At 38.2% G+C, this 16,851-nt stretch carries 18 protein-coding genes; 7 read left to right on the top strand and 11 right to left on the bottom strand.

Annotation, left to right across the window (positions count from 1 at the left end; genetic code table 11):
- Positions 1-5: 5 nt before the first annotated feature.
- From UCH001_RS04940 to ruvX, 3 genes are read right to left on the bottom strand one after another with little or no spacing between them, the layout of a single operon-like run.
- Entirely contained in the window at positions 6-1,193 is a 1,188-nt protein-coding gene (locus UCH001_RS04940; RefSeq protein ID WP_067175029.1) for an aspartate aminotransferase family protein, read from the bottom strand.
- Positions 1,194-1,231: 38 nt separating this feature from the next.
- Positions 1,232-1,840, bottom strand: coding sequence for a trimeric intracellular cation channel family protein (locus UCH001_RS04935; protein ID WP_067175027.1), 609 nt, complete (start codon positions 1,838-1,840; stop codon positions 1,232-1,234).
- Complete coding sequence (gene ruvX, locus UCH001_RS04930) at positions 1,833-2,240, bottom strand: Holliday junction resolvase RuvX (RefSeq protein ID WP_067175026.1); 408 nt, start codon at positions 2,238-2,240, stop codon at positions 1,833-1,835. Before ruvX ends, UCH001_RS04935 begins: the two co-directional genes overlap by 8 nt.
- A 132-nt stretch (positions 2,241-2,372) precedes the next feature.
- Here ruvX and UCH001_RS04925 point away from each other — a divergent pair, with 132 nt between their 5' ends.
- Positions 2,373-3,563, top strand: a complete 1,191-nt coding sequence (locus UCH001_RS04925) for an L-serine ammonia-lyase (protein WP_067175024.1) — start codon at positions 2,373-2,375, stop codon at positions 3,561-3,563.
- Here UCH001_RS04925 and UCH001_RS04920 read toward each other — a convergent pair.
- From UCH001_RS04920 to ilvC, 7 genes are all read right to left on the bottom strand, one after another.
- Positions 3,560-4,084, bottom strand: a complete 525-nt coding sequence (locus UCH001_RS04920) for a hypothetical protein (RefSeq protein ID WP_067175022.1) — start codon at positions 4,082-4,084, stop codon at positions 3,560-3,562. The genes UCH001_RS04925 and UCH001_RS04920 overlap by 4 nt on opposite strands.
- Positions 4,085-4,111: 27 nt before the next feature.
- On the bottom strand, positions 4,112-4,915 hold the full coding sequence (locus UCH001_RS04915; RefSeq protein ID WP_067175020.1) for a sulfite exporter TauE/SafE family protein: 804 nt from the start codon (positions 4,913-4,915) through the stop codon (positions 4,112-4,114).
- Between the two features lie 9 nt (positions 4,916-4,924).
- On the bottom strand, positions 4,925-5,698 hold the full coding sequence (locus UCH001_RS04910; protein WP_067175018.1) for a DNA-processing protein DprA: 774 nt from the start codon (positions 5,696-5,698) through the stop codon (positions 4,925-4,927).
- A complete protein-coding gene (locus tag UCH001_RS04905; RefSeq protein WP_231963972.1) occupies positions 5,698-6,612 on the bottom strand; it encodes a divergent polysaccharide deacetylase family protein in 915 nt (304 codons plus the stop codon). Before UCH001_RS04905 ends, UCH001_RS04910 begins: the two co-directional genes overlap by 1 nt.
- 237 nt (positions 6,613-6,849) lie before the next feature.
- Entirely contained in the window at positions 6,850-7,089 is a 240-nt protein-coding gene (gene minE / locus UCH001_RS04900; RefSeq protein WP_067175006.1) for a cell division topological specificity factor MinE, read from the bottom strand.
- The gene (minD, locus tag UCH001_RS04895; protein WP_067175002.1) at positions 7,086-7,895 is read right to left on the bottom strand and encodes a septum site-determining protein MinD; all 810 of its coding nucleotides are present in this window, start codon (positions 7,893-7,895) and stop codon (positions 7,086-7,088) included. Before minD ends, minE begins: the two co-directional genes overlap by 4 nt.
- A gap of 119 nt (positions 7,896-8,014) precedes the next feature.
- A complete protein-coding gene (ilvC, locus tag UCH001_RS04890) occupies positions 8,015-9,037 on the bottom strand; it encodes a ketol-acid reductoisomerase (protein WP_067175000.1) in 1,023 nt (340 codons plus the stop codon).
- Between the two features lie 141 nt (positions 9,038-9,178).
- On the opposite strand from ilvC, the gene UCH001_RS04885 reads away from it, so the two are divergent.
- From UCH001_RS04885 to rpsR, 6 genes are all read left to right on the top strand, one after another.
- A complete protein-coding gene (locus tag UCH001_RS04885; protein ID WP_067174998.1) occupies positions 9,179-9,991 on the top strand; it encodes an HDOD domain-containing protein in 813 nt (270 codons plus the stop codon).
- The gene (locus UCH001_RS04880) at positions 9,988-11,934 is read left to right on the top strand and encodes a ribonuclease R family protein (RefSeq protein WP_067174997.1); all 1,947 of its coding nucleotides are present in this window, start codon (positions 9,988-9,990) and stop codon (positions 11,932-11,934) included. The genes UCH001_RS04885 and UCH001_RS04880 overlap by 4 nt, the downstream gene beginning before the upstream one ends.
- A complete protein-coding gene (holA, locus tag UCH001_RS04875; RefSeq protein ID WP_067174996.1) occupies positions 11,927-12,913 on the top strand; it encodes a DNA polymerase III subunit delta in 987 nt (328 codons plus the stop codon). The genes UCH001_RS04880 and holA overlap by 8 nt, the downstream gene beginning before the upstream one ends.
- A 120-nt stretch (positions 12,914-13,033) precedes the next feature.
- A complete protein-coding gene (rpsF, locus tag UCH001_RS04870) occupies positions 13,034-13,435 on the top strand; it encodes a 30S ribosomal protein S6 (protein ID WP_067174994.1) in 402 nt (133 codons plus the stop codon).
- Between the two features lie 13 nt (positions 13,436-13,448).
- Positions 13,449-13,961, top strand: coding sequence for a single-stranded DNA-binding protein (locus UCH001_RS04865; protein WP_067174992.1), 513 nt, complete (start codon positions 13,449-13,451; stop codon positions 13,959-13,961).
- Positions 13,962-13,979: 18 nt separating this feature from the next.
- Entirely contained in the window at positions 13,980-14,246 is a 267-nt protein-coding gene (gene rpsR, locus UCH001_RS04860; protein ID WP_041959792.1) for a 30S ribosomal protein S18, read from the top strand.
- A 121-nt stretch (positions 14,247-14,367) separates the two neighbouring features.
- Here rpsR and lon read toward each other — a convergent pair whose 3' ends face one another.
- Positions 14,368-16,791, bottom strand: coding sequence for an endopeptidase La (gene lon / locus UCH001_RS04855; RefSeq protein ID WP_067174989.1), 2,424 nt, complete (start codon positions 16,789-16,791; stop codon positions 14,368-14,370).
- Positions 16,792-16,851 lie beyond the last annotated feature (60 nt).

Here is a 16,851-nt window from a genome sequence, read left to right as displayed (position 1 = left end):
CTCTTTTACAAAAGTGCTTGACATGCACTTTCTAAGCGCTTAAAGCCCTCATCCATCTCTTCTTTAGAAATGGTCAGTGGTGGCAAGAAGCGTAGTGTATTTTGTCCCGCTTTTAAAACCAATACACCGTGTTCAAAGGCTTTCTTAATAAGGCTCGCTAAAATCTCACCGTTTGCACATCTCATACCACGCATCAATCCAAGACCTTCAACACTTACAAACAACGTTGGGTATGCTTTGCACAATGCTTTGAGTTTGCCCTCAAAATAGATCAATGCTTCATCAAGCATTCCGCTTTGTTTGTACTCATCCAATATAGCGAGTGCTTCAAGTCCTGCACGGGTAGAGAGGAAATTACCACCAAACGTACTGCCATGATCACCTGCTTCAAAAATGTCTTTATGCTTTGTCACCACAGCACCAATTGGCACACCACCTGCTAAACCTTTTGCAAGTGTAATGATGTCTGGTTCAATCTCATAAAGTGATGTTGCTAAAAACTCACCACTTCTAAAAACGCCACTTTGAACTTCATCAATAATCAATAAAATCTCTTTTTCTTTTAGAAATTTTGCCAAGTCTTGAATATCTTTTTTTGGGAATGCCTTAACCCCGCCCTCGCCTTGCACAAGTTCTATCATTACAGCAACGGTTTCATCATCGATGGTATTATAAAGATCCGCAATCTCTTTTGTATAAGAAAACCCTTCTGGATATGGAGCAAAAGCACTTTTATGAAAACTTGCTTGTCCTGTTGCTTTGACCGTTGTGATGGTTCTTCCATGAAATGAGTGTTCAAGAGTTAAAACTTTATATTTTTTATTGGCAAATTTTTTCTCTCCATACTTTCGAGCAAGTTTGATGGCTCCTTCATTGGCTTCAGCCCCTGAGTTTCCAAAAAAGACACCAACATCAAAACCTGTAAGTTCATTGATTTTTTTAGCAAGTCTTGCTTGTGGCTCAATCATATAAAGATTTGATGTGTGAATAATATGACGTGCTTGATCGCTGATCGCATCAGCAAGTCTTTGATTGCCATGTCCAACACTTACAACACCGATACCACTCGTAAAGTCGATATAATCTCTTCCTTTATCATCAAAAAGTGTTGCGTTGATACCGTGTTTAAAATTGACATAGTTTCTCGCATAAGTCTGCAACACATACTCTTTATCCATTGTTTCAAAATCCATAACGTACTCCTCTAAAAAAACGCAATTATAGCGGATTGCTACCCAATTTTAGGTAAATTCCACTGTTTGTAATATGCCAATAACCTAAGGGCAACCCCAAATGTAAAAACGAACATCAATGGCATATAACCACTTATATCAAACTGTGCGAATACAAATAAAATCGCTCCTACCAACAGCGCAACCGTTCCATAAAACTCACTGGTTAACAAAAGTGGTACACGATTAAGTAAAATATCGCGTACTACGCCACCGCCAACTGCAGTAATCAGCGCAAGCAAAATCACTCCAAAGAAATTAAATCCAGCTTGTAACCCAATAAGCGCACCTGTAATTGAAAAAGAGACTAGTCCTAATGTATCACTCACGATAAAATAAAAGGTCTTTTCTATCTCATCTTTTTGGTGTAATTTAAACATTATACTAAAAACAATAACGCCCAAAACCAAAAAAGTAGGCATTAGGTTCGTGAATGTGTAAGGAGGCCGATCTGCAAGCATGTCACGCACCAATCCACCACCAAGCGCAGTTAAAAACGAAGCAATAAATACGCCCAATAAATCAAGTTTCTCTTTTACGGCAACATAAAAACCACTGAGTGCAAAAGCAACTGTACCGATGATATCGGCGACCATGAGCTCAACCATGCTGTACCTTTCTCGCATCCAAATAACGCTCCAATATGACCTTTGCTGCCATAGAATCAATCCTGCCATCTCTTTTTTGGCGAATCACACCTTGCATCATCTCTTTAGCCTCATTGCTTGAGCCATATTCATCCTGATACACAACTTCTCCGCTAAACGCTAAGAGGGATACAAAATGTTTAATGCGTCGTTCCATCTCTTCACTACTGCTGCCCCCTTTAGGAAGCCCCACGACTAAAAGCTCGATATTCCACTCATTTAAAAATGCATCCACATCGCGCGCTGCTTGATCACGATTTTTACGAAGGATTGCTTCTTGCGGTGTCACAATATCTAAGCTCAAACAGAGTGCAACACCGATTCGTTTGAGCCCAATATCAATACTTGCTATTTTTTTCACATAAAACTCTTCATTGTATAATGTATCCTTAATTTTACATCAAATTGATTTAAAGCGCTCTTTGCGTCTCCCAGAAAAAATAGATTTGTATGTTATAATCCGCCAATTTTTCGTCAACTACAAAGGTGTATTATGCAATCACTCAGATCATTTTACTGCATTGGACATGGTCCTTCTTCAAGCCATACAATGGGGCCTTATAACGCAGGAACACTTTTTAAAAAACGCTTTCCTAACGCATCTTTATACCGAGTGACACTTTTTGGCTCTCTTGCTGCGACAGGACGAGGACACTTAACCGATGAAGCACTACGCCAAGCTCTAGCCTCTTCTGGAGTTGACATTATTTTCCGACCTGACATTACAAAACCTTTTCACTCCAATGGTATGCTTTTTGAAGCATTTGATGATAAAAAAGAGCTTCTAGGCTCATGGGAAGTCTACAGTGTAGGTGGTAGCGCACTCAAAGAAGCAAATGAAAACCCTCTTTCTGAGCCATCTATTTACCCTCTTACGACAATGAATGACATCATGCAATGGTGTCAGAAGGAACATAAAGAGTTATGGCAATACGTTGAAGAATACGAAGGTAAAGAGATCTGGAATTACCTTGAAGAGGTTTGGACAACCATGCAAGCAGCAATTGATCGAGGACTGAAACAAACTGGCGTACTACCAGGTATCCTTCAATACCCTAGAAAAGCACCCATGTTTTTTGCCAAAGCACGTAAGGAAGAAAAACGTGCGCACGGCATGATCTTCGCTTATGCCCTTGCAACCAGCGAAGAAAATGCATCGGGCAATGTCGTTGTTACAGCACCTACCTGTGGGGCATGTGGAGTTGTACCTGCGGTGCTTCGTTACCTCAAAGAACTTTACAACTTAGATCAAACTGATTGTTTACGTGCTCTTGCCGTTGCTGGGCTTTTAGGCAATATCGTAAAATTCAATGGTTCTATTTCAGGCGCAGAAGTAGGTTGCCAAGGAGAAGTGGGTGTTGCCTGCTCTATGGCAGCAGGGATGGCTTCGTATCTTTTTGGAGGCAATTTGCAGCAGATTGACTATGCGGCAGAAATGGGACTAGAGCATCACTTAGGCATGACATGTGACCCAATCGCAGGGTACGTGCAAGTGCCGTGCATTGAGCGTAATGCTGTGGCTGCCATTCGTGCTATTGATGCAGCAGAATACACTTCGTACACGGATGGAGCACATAAAGTCAGTTTTGATGAGATTATTCAAACGATGGTAGAGACAGGTAAAGATATGAATACCAAATACAAAGAGACCTCACTCGGAGGTCTGGCAAAGCGTTATCTTTAAGGACAACGCAGATAATTAAGGCGTGTATCTTCCCATAATGCTTTTGCATTGTAGTTTAAGATAAGTCCATCACCGCGTGTAACGCCTGTTTGGACCATATACTCGGGATAATACGTTGGGATTCCTAATTTTGCAAGAAACGAACAGCTTGATTTCATATCGTCCAATCTTGCACGTAACGCTTCTGCAAACTGGTTGCGTTTATTCGCGTTAATGGGGCCAAAGATCTCTGTTTTTAGTGTATCTAGAACGTTTCTCGTACTTTTATCAACCACACGCTCTGTATCAAAATAACCATATGCCGTAGCAACAAGATAGAGTTCAACCGCTTGTGGGTATTTTTGCTCTTCAATACAGACGGCACTGGATTTGAACAAATCAATAGGCGTATAACTATTTTTGATTTCAATGCGTTCCATACAACCGTTTGGAACTGCTGCAACGTGACTTTCCTCAAAAAGGTTACTTGCACATACAAGCAGAGAAGGCAATAAAAGCGCCATAAAAAAACCTCTATGCATCACAAATCCTCTTTTATACACATCATTTCAAATGACAGATGTCAACATCTTAATACTAAGTATCATCAATAGTAAAGCAAAAATCTTCTTAAGTTTACCAACAGGAAGGGTATGTGCCATCTTTGCACCCAGTGGTGCCGTAAAATAACTCACAAGAGAGATCAGTAAAACACCAGGCAGATACACAAAACCTAACATCATCTCTGCACCTCCTTCTGCATGCATCATACCATTGACAATATAACCAACAGTACCTGCAATGGAAAGTGGAAATCCAATAGCTGCAGAAGTAGCGATAGCACGTTTAAGATCAATATTTTGCCATACAAGATAAGGTACCGTCAAAGACCCTCCACCAATAGATACAAGTGCTGAGACAATACCAATGAGTGAACCTACACTAAATAAAGAAACAGGCGTGGAGAGTTCGCGACTTGGTTTTGGTTTTTTATCAATGGCCATTTGAATAGAAACATAAGCCATAAAAATAGCAAAGAAAATTGCCAGATGTACGGATTTCATATACGTTGCTAAAAATGTTGCAGCAAACGTTCCGATAATAACACCACCTGCCATGACCTTCACCACATTCCACATCACCGCACCCTTTTTATGGTGTGCTCGCATACTTGCAAATGAGGTAAAAACGATAGATGCCATAGAGGTACCAAGTGCCATATGAACTACCTGTTCAACAGGAACACCTTGTGCTAAGAAAATGGATGTAAGCACGGGCACCATAATGCCTCCCCCTCCAATACCAAGCAGCCCAGCCATAAAACCAACGACTAACCCTAACACTAAGAATGCTACAATCCACTCAAGTCCCATACGTGTCCTTTACGTACGCTTTATGCGTCCATTTTCAACTTTTATTTTACCTAAACATTCGTATTCAAATACTTTTTCTGCAAATTTTGCTACAGCATCATGATAGAATGGATGCGTGTCACAATAGACTAAAAAATCATCTGTTTCGTCGATTAAATCTGCAGAACCAAATTGTACCACAAATGCTTCAATGTCATAAATAGGCGTTGCAAGTCCCTGAGATAAGAGCCAATTTGTTCCCTCACTTTCACCCAAATGGTGAGGTAAAACATAGATGGGCTTTTGCATTTTAAGAGCAAATTCGATGCTATGCATCGTTCCGCTTTTTAAATCTGCTTGCGTAACGATGAGTGCATCGCCTAGAGCGACAATGAGTTCATTGCGAAGAGGGAAATTCCACTTCAAAGAAGGTTGTCCCGCTTCAAATTGGCTCAAAACCAATCCCTCTTTTTCAATTTCAGCAATCAACTTTTGATGAATTGCTGGATAGCGAACATCAAGTCCTGTTCCTGCTACCATAATGGTATTTGAAACACCGGCTGCTTGATGGGCTAAGGCATCAACACCCTGTGCACCACCACTGACAATGCAAACCCCTGCTAAAGAAAGCTTTCGTGCAAGTTCTTGTGTATAAATTTTAGTGTAATTGATGGGATGACGTGTTCCAACGATAGAGATTTTTGGACGTTTTAGTAGCTCTATTTTGCCCAAATAGTAGAGTGTTTTTGGATAGACTTTCATCATTTCCAATTCAGGAACGTGAAAGTCTATCGTTTGAATCATCATAAATCTTTGAGATAAACCAGATCAATACCCTCTAAAAGATCCCTTGAATCACGGAGAACTTCGAGTGTATTTTTATGTGGATGCCCAATAGCGATCGCATAACCGTGTTTTTTCGCTTTCATAACCGCTTCTTTAAGTTGTATGCGGATTAAGTTTTTATCTAACGAATTGTCTAAAAATACGTCTCTTGAATAGAGGAACATATCGTATTTTTTTGTAATTTCAGGCGCTTTAGAATTTCCAACGGTACGACTGTCAACAAAAACAAGACCATGCTCTTTCATGATTTTTACCAAACGATCCATCGCATTATAATCGGCTGTAAAAGAGCCACCTGTATGATTGTTATAATAGACAAGTTCAGGGAACCACTCTTTAATACGTTTGATTCTCCGCTCAATCACTTCACTTGAATCTACAATATTCAATGTATCAGGCTCTGGCGAAGAGTAGTTTTTTGATTCCATCGGTAAGTGGATCATCGCAAATTCGAACTCATGTGACAAACGCACTGTTTCAGGATGTCCTTTTGTAGGAGGGAAAAAAGAAGGCGTTACTTTATACGGTATATCTTTTATCATGCGTGTTTGCCAAGGGAAAGAGACATCATCAATAATGATAGCAAGTTTTGGTGTTGTACCCTCAGGGTATTTCTTACGAATAACTTCGTGAGGCTTATGAGGTTTTCCACTCTCCTTTATGCTACGCTGATAGTCACTGACCTCAGAAAGTTCATGCGCTTTATTCTCTTCTTCATGTGCTTGAGAAATGGCTGGTGTTATTGCTTGTGTCTCATTATGCTCAAGAGCTTTGTCAGCACTTTGATTGCTCTCAATCACTGTTGACATATTTGTTTCAGGTGTAGGAGTAGGCGGTAAAGTCACTTGTCGTGCTTTTTCCTCATCTAACATCTGTTTCATTTTACGCATGAGTTCATCACTAGAGGATGTTTGATTCTTTTGCACTATTTGATATTGTTGATATGAAGTAGTCATATACAAATAAACACCAAAAGCGATCATGCTTAAAGTTAGAATGAGCATTAAGATCAGGCTATACTTTTTCAGTTGCGCTGATCTTATCTCATGGAACGAAGGGGACTCTTTCGGGGAATGTTTTTCTTTAATCTTTTTTACCATGAATGCAGTTTACTTTCCAAGGATGACTTCTACTTCTAATAACTCAAGATTTTGATTGGTTTGAGAGGTTATTTTAACATCTTCTACTTTTGTATATTTACGAATTACCGCAATTAAATCATTACGAAGATCGTCCATATATGGTAATTTACAACTTGCTCTCTCATGCGCAAGCATAATTTTTAAACGATTTTTTGCTACATCAGCTGTTGGTTTATTGCGTCCAAAAAGATTGTCAAAGAAACTCATTTAAAAATTCCTTTCAGAGTTGCGATAAGTCCTTTCTTGGCTCTAATATCTAAAAATTCTACCTCTTCGCCTAAGATACGACGCGCAATATTACGATACGCTTCCGCTGAGAGCGATTTCTCTTTATTGACAATAGGTGATCCAGTGTTTGTTGATGTAATAATATCTTCATCATCTGGAACAATACCAATAAGTGGTAACGCAAGAATACTCAATACATCTTCAACACTTAGCATATTACCAGCTTCCACCATCTCTGGCTTAATACGGTTAATAATAATGTGTTTTTCAACTTCTTGTCCATTTTTCGCTTTTTCACTCTTCGCGTCAATAATACCGATAACACGATCAGCATCACGAACAGAACTTACGTCAGGTGTAGAAACGATCAACGCACGGTCTGCTAGGAAAATTGAGTGTTCAAAACCACTTTCAATTCCGGCAGGAGAATCAAGCAATACAATGTCAAAACTCTCTTTGAGGTTTTCAATCAAAGCTTTGACCTTATCTTTGTTCAAAATATCTTTATCTTTGGTCTGACTCGCAGGTAAAAAATAGAGTGTTTTAGACTTTTTATCGTTAATCAAAGCTTGAGCAAGATTACAACGACCTTCCATGACATCAACAACATCATATACAATGCGATTTTCCAGTCCTAAAATCATGTCAAGATTTCTAAGACCTATGTCAAAGTCAATCGCAACAACTTTTTTGCCTAAATTTGCAAGTCCTACGGCAAGGTTTGCTGTAGTCGTTGATTTACCAACACCACCCTTACCAGACGTTACGGTGATAACAATGCCCATGTAACCTCTTTAAAATAGTTATATCAAATGTGATGAAATGTACTTAAGAGAATGGCAAGAAAGCATTACTTAACTTGCCATTCAATTGTTTACCCACTTTTACGGGCAATAATTATTGATTAGTTTTTGTCTTTGTTGATGATTTTTTTAGATGTGATCCAAGGCATCATAGCTCTTAATTTCTCACCTGTTTGATTGAGGAGACTTCTCTCAGTTTTTGCACGCTCTGCGTTCATACGAGTGTATCCTGCTTTTCTCTCAAGGATAAAATCTTTTGCAAAACGGCCATCTTGAATCTCAGCCAAAATCTCTTTCATCGCTTTTTTAGATTCTTCATTGATAACACGTTTGCCGCTTACATAATCACCGTACTCAGCTGTATTTGAGATAGAGTAACGCATATCAGCAATACCACCTTGGTACATAAGATCAACGATAAGTTTAAGCTCATGTAAACACTCAAAGTATGCCATTTCTGGCTCATATCCAGCTTCAACAAGTGTTTGGAAACCAGCTTCAATAAGCGCAGTTGCACCACCACAAAGAACTGCTTGCTCACCAAAAAGATCTGTCTCTGTCTCATCTTTGAATGTTGTTTCAATGATACCAGTTCTACCACCACCAATTGCAGAAGCATAGCTTAGTGCTAACGCTTTTGCTTTGCCTGTTGCGTCTTGATCGATTGCGATAAGATCTGGAATACCACCACCGTTTACGAATTCACTTCTTACGGTATGACCTGGTGCTTTTGGAGCGATCATAATACAATCTACACCTTTTGGAGTAACAATTTGACCATAATGAATGTTAAAACCATGACCGAAAGCGATTGCTTTACCAGCTGTCAAGTTTGGCTTAATTTCAGCAGCAAATACATCTGCTTGCATCTCATCTGGTAACAAAATCATGATAACATCAGCATATTTGGTTGCTTCTGCAACAGTCATCACTTTAAAACCTTTTGCTTCTGCTTTCGCCCATGAACTACCATCTTTTCTAAGACCTACAACGACTTCAACACCGCTATCGCGAAGATTTTCTGCATGCGCATGTCCTTGAGAACCAAAACCAATCATCGCTACTTTTTTAGAGCGAATAATGCTTAAATCACAATCTTTGTCATAAAAGACGGTTATTGCCATTTGTCAATCCTTACGTGTAATATTAAATGTCGGTATTTTACAGAATAGTTACTTAAAAACTTTACATATGAACCAACAAAGCAAACTATAAACCAACACGAGATAGAATTTGGGTATAAACAAAATCACTAGGAATCAGTTATGGACGAAAATATTTTAAAAAAAATCAAAGCGCTTCCGCCCCTTGATGATACGGTACTCAAAATACAACGTATTTGCGTCGATAAAAACAGCTCTTTAGCTGATCTTGTCAAGGTAGTCGAGAGCGATCCTATGCTCACTGCCAATATCTTAAAATCTTCCAATTCCCCACTCTATGGCTTCAGTAGAGAAATTAAAAACATTTCGCATGCTGTGTCTTTATTTGGAATGGCAACAGTACGTGGTTTTGCTCTTTCTAGTGCTATTAAACAAAATATTAAAATTGATCTTACTCCTTATCGTATTTCTAATACAACTTTTTTAGATATCAGCACGCTTCAAAGCACCTTTATGTTCAAATGGTATTCAAAAGTGAACAAAGCAATGCTTGACGTACTACAACCTGCAGCTTTTATGATGGAAGTTGGTAAAATCATCATTGCACATGAACTCATCGAACAACAAAAAAATGAAGCTTTTCAAACAGCACTTGCGTCCATTAAAGCACCACATGAACTCTCAGCACTTGAAAAAGAGTACGTAGGCTTCTCCAATGAAGAAATTACCGCCAAAATCTTTGAACAATGGAATTTAGAAAGTGAATTGGTTGAATCTATCAAATTTTCAAACGATCCTTTTGAAGCAGCAGAACATATCAAAGCATTTTCTGCCGCACTTAATGTGGTAAAAAATAGCATCAATATTTTTGGTCAACTTGATGATGCCTCAATTGCTCGTTCACTAAAACTTTTAGATGAATACGGTCTAAACCATGAGCCATTTTTACAAACAATTGAGCAATTTAGACAGTGAAAAATTTCCTTTTAAGCCTTAAAGAAGGGGTAGCACAAGAGAATGTGCCTGCCTCTTTTCTCCCTCATTTTAAAGCCCTCATTCAACTTAGAGTTCTTCAACCTAAAAAAGATCTTTATGTACTTGATCCTTCGTACATCGTTGGTAAATTAGATGTTGCATTTAGTGGTACAGGATATTTAAGCTCACTCGAACCTACACGTGCAAAAGATATCATTATCGAAGCAAAAGACCTAAATGGTGGGATGCGTGGTGATTTAGTTGTGGCGAAAAGAGTGGCAAACAAACGAGGAGGACGTGCTAAAGCTTTCGTTGTCTATATAGCACAGCGTGCTTTTGCAAAGAGCATTGTCTATACAAAAATGAGCAAAGGTAAAGTGGTTGGGTGTAATGTTAAAAATGAATCTTTGTTTGACATTACAGCCAGTCAAAAATCACTCAAACAGCTTCCTCTTGGCAGTGTTTTAAAAATCGACAATGTAAGCAATGTCATTGAAGAAGTTCTAGGTGTTATTGGTGATCCTTTAGTTGATGAGAAAATATCTTTAGCACTTTTCGATAAAAAAGAGTTTTTCAGTAAAGAAGCTGAAGCTGAAGCAAAAAGCCATGGTGATTTTGTAGAAAAGTCATACTACCCTCAGCGCATAGATTTGACACATCTTCCTTTCTGTACGATTGATCCAGTCGATGCCAAAGATTTTGATGATGCTATCTATTTTGATGTCCAAAATCACACGCTTTATGTTGCCATCGCAGATGTTAGTGAATATGTGTATCCTATGGGACCTATCGATAAAGAAGCAATTGAACGAGGCTTTTCCATCTATTTCCCTCATAAATCGATTCCCATGCTTCCAAGAGCTCTCAGTGAAAATATCTGCTCATTAAAACCAAATGTAGATAGACTTGCATATACGTTTAAAATAACACTGGATCCTTTGACATGCAACCCTCTTAAAGAAGAGCTTTTTGAAAGTGTCATTCATTCATCCAAACGCTATACGTATGAACAAATAGACCATTTTTTGGCAGGAAAAACAGACGATGCCGATAATGCTGATAAAACGATATTAGAATACCTTTTACCCCTACATACACTTACACAAAAACTACGAGATATACGGCTTGAAAATGCCTTTTCATTCCGCTCAGCAGAAATTAGAATGCGAGTCGATGAAAACCAAAATCTTATCTCAACGACAATAGAAGAAGAAACGCCTTCTCATGGGCTTATTGAAGATTGTATGCTTTTAGCCAATAAAGCAGCAGCTAAAAAGCTAGGCTTTGGTATCTTTAGAACACATGAAAGCCCTTCATATGAGCGTATGGAAGCACTTTTAAATGACTTAGCGCTCATTGGTATCAATGCAAAACTCAGTAGTGATCTTCCAAAAATGATTCAAGGTATTCAAGCTAAAGCCGATGATTTAGGGCTTCGAGAGGAAGTCGATAAGCTGATTATTAAAAGTCAAAAGAAAGCCATTTATGAGCCTGAGAACAAAGGTCACTTTGGACTTGGATTTGACATCTATACGCACTTTACCTCACCGATTCGACGTTATAGTGATCTAACTTTGCACCGTCTTTTAAAAGCAAAAATGGCGAATGATGAGAAAAAACTCACCTTTTTACTCAAAGACATAGGTCCACTGTGTGAAAAAATAAGTAATCTAGAGCGAGAGAGTGATAAAGTGGCTTGGGATTATATGGATCGTAAATTTGCTCGCTTCATGGCAGAACATGTTGGTGACAATTTTAAAGCCATTGTTGTTGAAACAGAACAAAATCCGATTGCAAAGCTCGATGATGAACTTAAGGGTGCTCGTATCTTCTTACTAGACAATGACGTTCACTTATTACAGCGTGTTGAAATTAAAATTGTTGAAAGCAACATTGCAACCGCTCGAATTTATGCGCGCGTAACGAGGAGTTTTGATGTATAAAAGAGAATTTGAAGGTGTTTTAAAATCAGGTAAAGCACCAAAATCAACTCTTTTATATGGAGCATGTGCTTATCAAAACAATGTTCTCACCCAACAGCTTTTAACGCTTCTACAAGTTGGAAGTGAAGAAAAAGTCATGATGTATTTTGATGAGTACAATTTCACTTCAGCTAAAAATTTTCTTTCTCAATCGTCTTTATTTGGCGATCGCAATGTTTTAATCGTTAAAACAGACAAAACCATTCCAACAAAAGAGCTTGAAATTCTTGTTGGGTTGTGTGCTAAAAACGACTCAAGTTATTTTATTTATCAATATTTTGGGGAAGATAAAAAAGCAACGCCTTTTACAAAACTTTTTGATAAACAAAATGACGGTGTGTTTGTACGTCTCTTTAAAGCGGATTTTAATGAAGCTATGCAGCTTTTGCAAAATCATGCGAATGCTATTGGACTTTCCATTGACCGTTATGCTTTACAGCATCTTTATATGATCCATACCGAGGATCTTTCATTGTGTGTCAACGAATGTGAAAAGCTTTTAGTTTTAGGTAAAGAAATCGGTGTGAATGACATTAATACGTTAGTCTATGGTCTAGGTTCTGTTTCAATGGATCAGTTCATTACAAAACTCTTAGAAAAAAAAGACATTAAAGAAGAATTTGAACGACTTATTGATGGAGATGGTATTGAAGAAATTCGTATTATCAATGCCATTCAAGCACATGTAACACAACTCTTTTTATTTCATTCTTATATTAAATTACATGGTTCATTTGACGCAAAAGCAATTCTGGGCTACCCACTTCCTCCCCAACTTGCTGCACAACGCTCGCAACAATCAATTAAAATAGATCTTGCAACGTATCATAAACTTTCAAACCTTCTGATTGATGCAGAATACCGCCTAAAAAAGGCAGGCAATGTTGAAAAAACAAGCTATCTGCTCTCAAGCCTTATCAAACTCCAAAGCTCTTTATAGCATTTATCCTTTATGCAAAGTAAGAAATGCATAAGGTGAATTACAGTATAATCCACGCCTATTCTAAAAAATCCTTACTCAAATACTGATCTATTTGGGTGAAATCCAGAAGGAGAAACGATGCGACATTATGAGTTGCTTGTTGTAGTAAAGCCTACACTAACGGTAGAAGAGCTACAAGCAAAACTAAACTATCTAAAAGAAATTTTAGAAAAAAACGGTGCAGTTATTTCTGCAACACTTGAGATGGGTACACGTAAACTTGCGTATCAAATCGATAAATTTGAGCGTGGAACATACGTAGTATTTTACTTTACTGCTCCTACAGCTGCTATTGCTGAGGTTGAAAGACTTATCAGAATTACTGAAGAGTTTATCCGCTTTATGACTGTTAAATTTGAAAATCAAAAAGAACTTAGATTCTGGAACAAACAAGTTGAGAAAATCACTAAAAAAGGTGATGCACCAGCAGTTGTTGAATCTAAAGAGATTGTAGAAGACACTGTTACAACTGAAGCTTAATTAAGGAGCCATGATGTTCAATAGAGTAATTATGCTTGGTAACCTGACACGTGATTGTGAACTTCGTTATCTACCAAATGGTGGCGCAGTTTGTACCACGGGACTTGCGACCAATCGTCGCTTCAAAAAGCAAGATGGTAGCCAAGGTGAAGAAGTATGCTTTATCGACATCACCTTTTTTGGACGTACCGCAGAGATCGCTAATCAATACCTAAGCCGTGGCAAAAAAGTGTTGGTTGAAGGTCGTTTAAAACTTGATCAATGGACAGATCAACAAGGTGTAAAGCGCTCAAAGCACTCTATCACTGTTGAAACACTCCAGATGATGGATACTCGCGGTGGACAAGAAGGCGGTGGTGCAGATATGGGTGGAAGTTATGGTGAAACTATGATGGGCACACCAAATGTTGGCTATAATGCTGCCAACCAACAAAAGCCAGCTGCATATCCAAGACAATCTACTCCTGAATATAGTGGTCATGAAATTCCAGACATCGATATTAACGATGATGAAATACCGTTTTAGTAAATAAAAGGATAAAAAATGGCAGAGAAAAGAAAATTTGCACGCAAATACTGCAAATACTGTGAAGCAAAAGTAGAATACGTTGACTATAAAGATGCAAAAATTTTGAGACATTCTCTTTCTGAGAGATACAAAATTATGCCTCGTCGTTTAACTGGTAACTGCAAAAGACATCAAGAGATGGTAGAACTAGCGATCAAACGCGCACGTGCTACAGCAGTTATCCCTTACATCATTGACACTCAAAAAGTTGTTGCTGTTCCTTTCGAACAATTACAACAATAGCATAAAGCCTCAAATATGGGGCTTTTCTTCTTTTAAATCTACTTCGTTCACCATCTAACTCGTAAATTCAATCACTCATTCGTTTTGAGGACTACCCTAGCTGAATAGCCCTCTTAAAAATTTATTTGACTAACGCAAATTCCAACACTTCTTCTACCCGAGAGACAGGGATAATTTTCATTTTTTCTTTAACTTCATCAGGAATTTCATCCAAATCTTTTTCATAATTTTTCTTTGGAATCAATGCTGTTTTGATCTTCGCTTTATAGGCAGCTATGAGTTTTTCTTTAAGCCCACCAATTGGAAGAACTTTACCCGTTAAGGTAAGTTCACCTGTCATTGCAACATCACTTTTAACTTTTTTATCACATAAAATCGAAGCAATCGCTGTTGCCATAGTAATTCCAGCACTTGGGCCATCTTTGGGTGTAGCGCCTTCTGGCACGTGAATATGAAGGTCATAACGTCTGTAAACATCACTTGGTTCAACAGCTTTTGCACACTCTTCTTTATCAAGTCCCGATGTCGGGATAATAGAAAGTGGCACTTGAATTTTTTTGTTATCAATTAAAACTTTAACAACACTAAGAGCAATTTTAGCCGATTCTTTCATAACATCACCGAGTGAACCTGTGATTTGAATGCCACCTTTGCCCTGAATGCGAATCGCTTCTACTTTCAACACATCGCCACCTACACTTGTCCATGCCAAACCATTGACAATTCCCACGCTGTTCTCTTTATCGACTTCATCAATTTCAAAAACAGTTTTTGGCAAGTAATCTTTCAAGTTGGTATGTGTAATCGTTACTTTATCAATGGAAGGGTCCATTAAAAGCTGCTTCGCTACTTTTCGTAAGATATCTGCAATTCTTCGGCGTAAATTTCTTACACCTGATTCTCGTGTATAATTGGCAATAATTAACTGCAATGTAGGTTTAGAAATATTGATTTCACTGTTTTTCAAACCGTGCTTTTTAAGCTCTTGAGGAATCAAATATTTCTTTGCAATCTCATACTTTTCTTGAGGTGTATATGAGTTGACAAAAATGAACTCCATACGATCACGTAATGGTGCAGGAATCGAGCCAACTTCATTTGCGGTAGCAATAAAAATGACTTTGCTCAGGTCAATATTGAAATTGAGATAATAATCTCTAAATTTGTTGTTTTGTTCTGGGTCCAGAACTTCTAAAAGAACCGCTGTAGGATCTCCTCTGAAGCTTCTTGCTACTTTGTCGATCTCATCTAAAACAACAACTGGGTTCATTTCCCCTGCTTCGATAATACCTTGAACAATACGACCAGGCATCGCGCCAATGTAGGTGCGTCTATGGCCTCTTAGCTCATTAACATCTTCAAGTCCACCCAAGGCAATACGAACCAGTTTACGTTTCAATGCTTTTGCAATAGAATTGGCCAAAGATGTTTTACCAACACCCGGAGGGCCCGCAAAACATAAAATAGCACCATTGGCTGATTTATCAGCAATGCCTCGTTTAGAAAGAAGTTCACGTACCGCAAAAAACTCCTCGATACGCTCTTTTGGTTTTTCAAGCGAGTAATGATCTTTATCGAGTTGTGATTTAACTTCTAAAACATCAAGGTCTTTTTTAGCGGCTTTACCAAAAGGAATTTCAATAACCCAGTCAAGATAACTCTGAATTAAATTGGCATCAGCAGAGTCTGGATGCATACGAGAAAGTTTATCGATCTGCTTTTTAATCTCTTTATAGGCATCCTCTTCCATATGCTCTTTTTTTGCTTCAAGCTTTTTACGATACTCTTCAATCTCTTCTTCTCGTTGATTGTCCGTTCCTAGCTCTTTTTGAATCTGTTTAAGTTGCTCTTTAAGGAAATACTCTTTATTCACTTTTTCAATTTGTGAATGTACCTTTGTTTTAATCTCTTTTTTTAATCGACTTGATTCAATCTCTTCAATCACATAATCAATAAGTTGTAAAAGTCTTGTCTCATCATCACTTTCAATAAACAATTTATAGGCTTGCTCTTTTTTGAGCTTCATACTACTTGCCACTAAGTCCGTTATACGATGAATATCGCTGTTATCTTCAATCGTTTTAATCAAATCTGGTGGGAATTGCCCGCCCAAAGATGCAAGTTGTGCAATTTTCTCACGTAAAACAGCTAAGGTTGCCTCTACCTTCATCGGCTCAGAATGATGTGTTTGAATAAGTTCAACCGTTGCACGTAGAGGTGTTGTAGAGAGTTCTTTTAAAATTCTTCCTTTTTGCATTCCTTGAAAAAGGATTTTTACTCTGCCATCAGGAAGATCTACTTTACGCATAATAGAACCAATCACACCTGCTGGATAAATTGCATTAAAATCGCGCCCATGCTCATTGCCTACTTTGGCTGTACATACCATAACTAAAGAGTTATGATCTAAGGCATCATTGGCGGCACGAATGTTTTCTTCATCCGTTAAAAATAGAGGAGAAATCATAAAAGGGTATAAAAATAAATTGTCTTCAACGACAATAGGTATGTCCGCAGGAAACGCGGTATAGTCACTGAGTTTCATCGCTCAATCTCCATTTAGTTTATCTTTTTTTGTATTGTACATGTAAGGGCATAAGAGCTA

It is taken from the genome of Sulfurospirillum sp. UCH001 (genome assembly GCF_001548035.1).
Lineage (GTDB): Bacteria > Campylobacterota > Campylobacteria > Campylobacterales > Sulfurospirillaceae > Sulfurospirillum.
The sequence above is the reverse complement of the archived record's forward strand: the minus strand, read 5'-3'. Positions and strand labels throughout refer to the sequence as shown.